5 protein-coding genes are annotated in these 8296 nt (G+C 35.1%); 3 read left to right on the top strand and 2 right to left on the bottom strand.

Annotated features, from left to right (window positions below):
* Positions 1-1872 (top strand): aminopeptidase N (pepN, locus tag M0Q20_RS02775; RefSeq protein ID WP_295058625.1); only part of this gene is annotated, 1872 nt, incomplete at its 5' end.
* A 119-nt stretch (positions 1873-1991) separates the two neighbouring features.
* Positions 1992-4649 carry an ATP-binding protein gene (locus M0Q20_RS02770; protein WP_295058624.1) on the top strand — a complete coding sequence of 886 codons (2658 nt, stop codon included), beginning with the start codon at positions 1992-1994 and terminating at the stop codon, positions 4647-4649.
* On the opposite strand, the gene M0Q20_RS02765 is transcribed toward M0Q20_RS02770, so the two are convergent.
* On the bottom strand, positions 4650-5399 hold the full coding sequence (locus M0Q20_RS02765) for a response regulator (RefSeq protein WP_295058622.1): 750 nt from the start codon (positions 5397-5399) through the stop codon (positions 4650-4652).
* Positions 5400-5593: 194 nt separating this feature from the next.
* On the opposite strand from M0Q20_RS02765, the gene M0Q20_RS02760 reads away from it, so the two are divergent.
* A complete protein-coding gene (locus tag M0Q20_RS02760; RefSeq protein ID WP_295058620.1) occupies positions 5594-6850 on the top strand; it encodes a diguanylate cyclase in 1257 nt (418 codons plus the stop codon).
* On the opposite strand, the gene gdhA is transcribed toward M0Q20_RS02760, so the two are convergent.
* Positions 6847-8199 (bottom strand): NADP-specific glutamate dehydrogenase, encoded by a 1353-nt coding sequence (gene gdhA / locus M0Q20_RS02755; RefSeq protein ID WP_295058619.1) that lies wholly within the window; start codon positions 8197-8199, stop codon positions 6847-6849. The two genes, M0Q20_RS02760 and gdhA, sit on opposite strands and share 4 nt — an antisense overlap.
* Positions 8200-8296: the final 97 nt, after the last annotated feature.

Raw genomic sequence — 8296 nt, 5'->3', positions numbered from 1 at the left:
TCGTTAAAAGATGCCATGAAGTGGGATGAAGAGGTTTATGGACGAGAGTATGATTTAGAACTCTATAACATTGTAGCGGTTGATAGTTTTAACATGGGAGCGATGGAGAATAAGGGGCTTAATATTTTTAACTCCGCTTACGTTTTAGCAGATGAAGATACGGCAACAGATGCCAATTTTATGGGAATTCAGAGTGTTATTGCGCATGAGTACTTTCACAACTGGACAGGAAACCGCATTACATGCAGAGATTGGTTTCAGCTCACACTCAAAGAGGGTTTAACGGTATTTAGAGATCAGTGTTTCTCAGCAGACTTGAACTCAAAAGAGATACAGCGCATTGATGATGTAAATGCACTAAGAGAGAGGCAGTTTGTGGAGGATGCATCAGGGGTTGCGCATCCTATACAGCCTAATTCATACGTGGCGATAAATAACTTTTATACAGCTACGGTTTATGAAAAGGGCGCTGAGGTTATCCGCATGCTTCATACTCTTTTGGGAGAGAAAAAGTACAAAAAAGCCATGGATTTGTACTTTGATACTTTTGATGGTCAAGCGGTGACAACTAATGACTTTTTATGGGCGATGAGCAAAGCAAGCGGAGTTGATTTAAGCCAGTTTGAGAGGTGGTACCATCAATCAGGCACGCCAAAACTAAATATTGAAGAGAGTTTTAATGAGGGTAAATATACAATTAGTCTAACTCAAAAAATACCGCTAGGGGTAGATGGCAGCGAGCAAAAACCATACTTTTTTCCCTTTAAGATTGCACTTTTAGATGATAGTGGTAAAGAGATACAAGAGAAGACTCTTATAGTCTCAAAAGAGACAGAAGAGTTTGTTTTTAACCTTAAGCACAAGCCTGTTTTATCCGCAAATAGAGATTTCTCTGCACCGATAATAATTGAACAATCTCACAATAACTACGCTTTTTTAATGAAGCATGACACAAATAGCTATGTAAAATATGAGTCGGCTCAATCTTTTGGATTAAAAACGATAGAAAATATTATAAAAGGCAAAGATATAGATAAGGAGTTTATCCACTCTTTTGAGCATATTTTAAAGAGTGAACTGGAGTTATCATATAAAGCGCTTCTAATGGATTTGCCGAGTGTAAGTGCAATTATGCAAAGAGAGAATGTGGTTGATTTTGAGCTTATATATGAAGCTAAAGAGAGGCTTCAAAAATATCTGGCTTTAACATTTAAAGATAAGCTTTTAGAAATTTATACGCAAAACCACAATCCAGCATCCAAAGAGCTTGATGCAGAGAGTATAGGCAAGCGAAGCATAAAAAACCGCTCTTTAAAGCTTCTTAGCGCACTAGAGAGTGACGATATTGTAGCAATTGCTTATGAGCAGTATAACAGCTCTGTAACTATGACGGATAGAGTAGCAGCCCTTGATGTTTTAGAAAATATTTCGCCAAAGTTCTCCGCGATTGCTATGGAGCATTTTTACAAAAAGTACAAAGATGATACTCTTGTTATGAACAAGTACTTCTCAATTTTAGCAGCATCTCATAGAGAGGGAACTTTGGATAGAGTAATGGCTCTTCAAAATGATAATGCGTACAATGAACTCGTGCCAAATCTTCTTCGTTCACTAATTGGTGTATTTGCAAGAAACTATAAGCATTTTCACTCAAAAGATGGGTTGGGGTATAAATTTTTAGCAGACAAAATTATAGATATAGATAAGATAAATCCGCAGATGGCTTCAGGGCTGGCAGGAGCATTTAGGATATATGAGAAATTAAACAGCGTAAATAAAAAATTGATGAAAAAAGAGCTCGATAGAGTGATGTCAGAGCCATCAATCTCAAAAAATGTTAATGAAATTATTAGCAAAATAGTAAAAGCTTAGAGGAGAGGGCAGCTCTGGATTTGGTAAAAATATCTATTTTTAGATACTATAGTTTTAAATATTATCTATTTTTGATTATGTTGTTCTCATATTTTATAATGTAGGAAAAGTAATATACAATGGAAAAAAAACTGCCAAACCTTGTAAAACATAAAAATACTTTAGCAGCATCGAAGGAGACCGTACTTTTAAAATGGCTCTCTTATGAGTCACCGCAAAAACTTCTAAAGCTTCATGACATAGATAAAAATGTGTTTTTAGATAATTATGCCAATGGCGTATTTGACTATTTTATAGATGTTATCGCAGGAGAGGTAAAGATAGGAGAGTGTCCTATCATGCAAAAATTTCTTAACTATCTTAAAGATAAAGATATAAGAGCAGATGAGCTTTTTGAGATTTGTAGCCATTTTAGAAGAGCCATGATGGAGTTTGCATTTGATAGCAAGATAGACTCAAGGGAGCTTTTTTATGAGCTCTCTTATATATTTGATAGAAATCTTCAGAGTATTTTAAAATATTATTCAGATACGATTTTTGAGAAAGAGCAGGAGATAAACCGGCATGTAAAGCTGCTTAATGAGTATCAAAATGCACTTGATGTGAGTGCTATTATCTCTAAAACAGACGAAAACGGAATAATTACATATGTAAACGATAAGTATGCAAAGCTTAGCGGATATAGTGTCGATGAGCTTATGGGCAGTAAACATAGCATGATAAAACATGAGGATATGCCTCAAGAGTATTTTGATGATTTATGGTTTCAGCTTGAAAATGCAGGTATTTTTAGGGGTACGATTAAGAACAATAAAAAAGATGGAGGCTACTTCTATATAGATGTCACAATTGCCAAAATAATAGACCCGTATGATAACTCAAAAGAGTATATCTCTATAGGCAATGATGTCACAACTCTTATAGATGCAAGACTCGAAGCACAAAAAGCTTCACAAGCAAAAGATTATTTTCTCTCTAATATGTCACATGAGATTAGGACACCGCTAAATGCAATTTTGGGCTTTGTTAATCTTTTGATGGAGCAAGATCTCTCAAAACAGCATAGGAGATATCTTGAGATTATTCTAAATAGCGGAGAGAATCTACTAAGCATAATAAACGATATTTTGGATTTTACAAAGTTAAGAAGCGGTGAGTTTGCAATTGAGCCTAGAATTTTCTCTATTCATAGTGAGATAAGTCATACGTTAGAGCTTTTTGTAGCTTCTGCAAATGCCAAAGACATTATAGTTACATCTTTCATAGACCCTACAATACCAAAAGAGCTATATGCCGACTCTCTGAGAATAAAGCAGATATTATCCAATCTCTTAAGTAACGCTATAAAATTTACTAAAATCGGCGGACATGTTCATGTTGAAGCAAGTTGTAAGAACAATATATTAAAAGTGAGTGTTAGAGATAACGGTATAGGCGTAGCAGAGGAGGATATACGAAGTATCTTTACCGCATTTACGCAAGCAGGAAGATGGGAGATAGAGAAACTAGAGGGAACCGGTCTTGGACTCTCTATCTGTCATCAACTTTCAGAGCATATGGGCGGAAGCCTTCATGTGAAGTCAAAACTGGGAGAGGGGAGTACTTTTTGGGTTGAGATACCGGTAGATATTCATAACTATGAGTGTCAAGTTTTTTCAGACATAGATGAGCTAAAGACATTAAAAACGGTATTTTACTCAAAAGATATGATTAGAGGATATAAAGCGGACTCCTTTTTAAAATACTCAGATATGTTTAATATGAATATAGAGATGGTGGATAATCTCGATATAGAGTATGATATAGCTATATTTTTAGATGAGTATCTTGATGCTGACGTAAAAGAGAGAATTATAAACTCTGATAAAAAATATATTGCTATTACAAGTAATCCAAGCGATAGATATGAAAGCTATACACACATCTCATCTGCATGTTTTCCTCTTTACTGCTCTAAAATTAGAACTGCTTTTGATGAGCTTATGCACTTAGACTCTTTCTCTGTACATAAGAGCCAAAGGGCCATGATGTTTGAAGGACATATCTTGGTAGCTGAGGATAATGAAGCAAATCAAGAGCTTATTAAAATATTACTTAGTAAGTATGGATTAACTTTTGATTTGGCAAAAAATGGACTAGAAGCGCTAAATCTTTATAAAAAAAACAGATATGATCTTATTTTAATGGATGAACAGATGCCTATAATGGACGGTAATGAAGCTGTTAGAAATATTATAAAGTATGAAAAGGAGAGCGGATTAAGACATACGCCGGTATCCGCATTAACGGCAAATGTAATAAAAGGTGCAAAAGAGAGAGGATTAAAGAGTGGGTTTGACTCATTTTTAGGAAAACCGATTGAAATTGAAGAGCTAGAGAGAGTTTTTTTCAATTACCTTAAGGTTTCAGAAGATGCCGCGCAGAGTAGTTCTGAGGGTAGCGAAGCTCAAAGCAGAATCGAAGGATTAAACCATGAAAAACTGAAACAGGAGTTGATGCTAAGTAGTGATGAGCTTGTAATACTTATCCAGATGTTTCTAAAAAAGATGACAATTCAAATCCCCGAGCTAAAAGAGGCAATAGCTTCAAAGGATTATAAAAAAATGTCACTTATCGCTCATAGTATAAAAGGTTCAAGCGGTAATTTTAGACTTGAAGTTATACAAGAGGAGAGTGAGAAAATCGAGAAGATGGCAAAAGCCAAGAGTGAAGATTTTGATTTTGAACACTCCTTTAAAAAAATAAAGAGTGAGTTGTCTCAGATAAAAGTTAGCTGATTACTTCTCTATATAGTAACCAATCCCAGAAGCATTTCTAATAATGTCTGTAGGAAGCTTACTTCTAAGTCTCCATACAAGTGTTCTAATGCTATTTTCTGTAGCCCCGTTTTCACTCCATACATAATCAATCGCTTGAGAGAAGCTGATGGTATTTCCAAGCTTTGCAACAAGAAGTCTAAGGATTGCCCGCTCCTTTTTCGTAAGCTTTATCTTCTCATTGTTATATAGTATCTCATCTTGAGATATATCTAAAATGTAGCCGTTACCAAAAGATATGAAAGGCATATCAGACTCTCTTTTAGCGTAGAGAAGCTTCTCTACGCTGTTTTGGTCTAGTTTTGCGGTAGTTACCTCTTCACTTCTTTTGTTCTCCATATCAAATTTAAAAATTGCCATCTGTATCGTTGCATGAAGAGAGGAGGGGTCAAAAGGTTTTACTATATAGCCGTAAGGCTCTGTTTTTGCCGCCTCTGCTATGATATCATCATCGCTGTAAGAGGTTAAAAAGATAAACGGGATACCGTAATTTTGTCTAATCGTTTTTGCAAGCTCAATTCCGTCATTGCTCTTTTGTAGGGAGATATCTATAATAATAACATCAGGTCTATAAGAAGCTATTTTCTCTTCTGCTTCCTCTGCATTGTCATACATTGCAACTATTTCATAGCCATGTTTTTGAAGTGATAGTTTCAAGTTTAATGCTGTAATCTCATCATCTTCAACAATTATAATTGTGTGTTTATCCATTCTTAATCCAAATAATTATTTCTTTTTTTTTATAATAGTAACATTATAGTATAAGTTTTTTTAATTTCATAATAAAAATGTGATTATTGTGATAATATCGTTACAAAATTGCACCTTTTACTCTCTCTTAGATATCTATTTATATTCTGGAATGGCGTTTGCTGTAGTTAAAGAATGTTTTTGGAGATGTTGTAATGAATTTTATAGAGACTCTAAAGTTAAAAAGTAAACTTTTTTTTATTTTTATAATTATTACACTTGGGCTTATCATAATTGGAGTGATGGGTGCAATAAATCTAAACTCAATGAAAAAAAATCTAGACTCCCTATATTTTGGCTCTTTAGTGCCGGTAATAGAGTTAAATAAAATAGTTCAAACATATCAAGGCACATTGGCAAATACACTCTATAGAGCAAAAAATGCAGAGATTGCTCCGCATGAAGTAAAATCACAAATTAAAAATACAATACAGAGTGTTGAAAAAGAGTGGAAAAGCTATGAATCTCATTTTAAAAGAGATTATGAGCTTGGTTATGTTGAGTATGCCGCATCAGAGATAAAAGCTATAAACAGCTATCTATATAGAATAGTAGAAGCTATATCACAGGGAAATGACACAAAAAAACTATCAATTAGCAATATTGAAAAAAAAGTAGCACATGTTCATCAGGTTGTAAACAAGTTGATATCATATGAGGTTGATGTTGCTAGATATGAGCGGAAAAACTTCCTAACGCTCTATGAAGGTATATTAGTAAAAGTCGGTTCAATTTTAATAATGGTAATTTTTTGTGTCATGATAATCTCTTTTTATGTTTTTAAGAGCATACAAAATGATCAGACTGCGTTAGAGATAACAACAAAAAAGTTAAAAATTGCAAATAAAAAGTTAGAAAACGCTTCATATACCGACTCGCTTACTAATCTACATAATAGAAGATATTTCAACCTTGTATATGATAGAGAGATTAAAAGAGCAAAAAGAAATCATAGCAATATTACGTTTATGATGCTTGATATCGACTACTTTAAGCAGTATAACGATATTTATGGGCATATAGAGGGAGATTTCGCGCTTAAGAGTGTCGCAAAAGTTTTCAAAGATGTTCTTAAGCGTCCGAGTGATTTTGTATTTAGGTTAGGAGGCGAGGAGTTTGGAATACTCTTAACAGAAGTAACCGAAGATAACAGCGCAATAATTGCTAGAAATATTTGTGACTCTATAAAAGCACGCGAGATTAAACATGAAGGCTCTAAAATAAATAAGTTTTTAACCGTCTCTATCGGTGTTGCTAACTGCCTTGCCGATGAAGCACTAGATGAGGAGATTTTGATAAGCAAAGCCGATGAGATGCTATACAAGGCAAAAGAGAGTGGAAGAGACGGTTACTGTATAACTACAAACATAAGCGTTACAACTCCGCATGTAGCGGAGGAAGCAAGTGCTTAAACTAGCCCCTGCTCAATCATAGCGTCTGCTACTTTTCTAAATCCTGCGATATTTGCACCCAAAACCAAGTTTGTCGGTTCGCCAAATTCGGCAGCCGTAGCACTCGCACTTACATAGATACTTTTCATAATTTGAGCTAGTTTTGTATCAACCTCTTCAAAAGTCCAGTTAACCATAGAGGCGTTTTGAGCCATCTCTAATTGACTTGTAGCAACACCTCCCGCATTTGCAGCTTTACCCGGACCGTAACAAATTTTTGCGTCAATAAAGGCGTGAACAGCATCAAGAGTTGATGGCATATTTGCACCTTCGCTTACGCAGAAACAGCCGTTTGCAAGGAGGTTTTTTGCATCATTTAGATTTAATTCGTTTTGCGTAGCACTTGGAAATGCTGCATAACAAGGAACTGTGTAAACTCCATTACAATCCTCTGGGTACTCTTCAACCGGAGTGTATATTGCATTTGGTCTATGTTTTATATACTCAGTAAGTCTCTCTCTTTTTACCTCTTTTAGCTCTTTTAGAAGTTCTAAATCAATTCCCTCTGCATCATAAATCATACCGTTTGAATCACTACATGTAATAGGAGTAGCTCCTAGATGATAAAGTTTTTCAATTGTATAGATAGAGACATTTCCACTTCCTGAGACTACACATTTTTTGCCCTCTAGTGTCTCGCCTCTATCTTCAAGCATATATTTTGCAAAGTAAACAGCGCCATAGCCCGTAGCCTCTGTTCTTGCGAGTGAACCGCCCCATTTTAGCGATTTTCCGGTTAGTACGCCCTCATATTTATTTGCAAGTTTTTTGTACATTCCAAACATATAGCCAATCTCTCTTGCTCCGACTCCAATATCTCCGGCAGGAACATCTGTATTTGCGCCTATATGTCTAAATAGTTCGCTCATAAAAGCTTGACAAAATCTCATAATTTCATTGTTAGATTTGCCTTTAGGGTTGAAATCACTCCCCCCTTTTCCGCCTCCGATTTGAAGTCCCGTAAGAGCGTTTTTAAATATTTGCTCAAAACCTAAGAACTTGATAACACCGGCATTTACACTTGGATGAAATCTCAAACCGCCTTTATAGGGTCCAAGTGCGGAGTTAAATTCTATACGATAACCTTTGTTTACTTGAATCTCGCCATTGTCATCAACCCAGTTTACACGAAAGAGTATCTGTCTCTCAGGCTCAACAATTCTCTCTATAATTTTGTGATCTCTATATTTTGGATATTTAATCATTAAAGGTCGTAATGACTCAAGTACCTCTTCAGCAGCCTGATAAAACTCTTTTTGAGACGGGCTAGATCTCTTTAAATATTCAAATACTTCTTTAACATACGGCATACAGTTTCCTTACTTTTAAAATATGTAGGGATAATACTCCAAAAATCATTAAAAAAACGTAAATATATGTATGAATTGGGTAGTTTTTATTGACTAA

The sequence above is a fragment of the Sulfurimonas sp. genome, assembly GCF_023229025.1.
In the GTDB taxonomy this organism is placed as follows: Bacteria; Campylobacterota; Campylobacteria; order Campylobacterales; family Sulfurimonadaceae; genus Sulfurimonas.
The sequence above is the reverse complement of the archived record's forward strand: the minus strand, read 5'-3'. Positions and strand labels throughout refer to the sequence as shown.

What these genes read in the sequence shown, in the direction of transcription:
- M0Q20_RS02770 (WP_295058624.1), top strand. Translation starts at nt 1,992, where the DNA reads ATGGAAAAAAAACTGCCAAACCTTGTAAAACATAAAAATACTTTAGCA.
- M0Q20_RS02765 (WP_295058622.1), bottom strand. Translation starts at nt 5,399, where the DNA reads ATGGATAAACACACAATTATAATTGTTGAAGATGATGAGATTACAGCA.
- M0Q20_RS02760 (WP_295058620.1), top strand. Translation starts at nt 5,594, where the DNA reads ATGAATTTTATAGAGACTCTAAAGTTAAAAAGTAAACTTTTTTTTATT.
- gdhA (WP_295058619.1), bottom strand. Translation starts at nt 8,199, where the DNA reads ATGCCGTATGTTAAAGAAGTATTTGAATATTTAAAGAGATCTAGCCCG.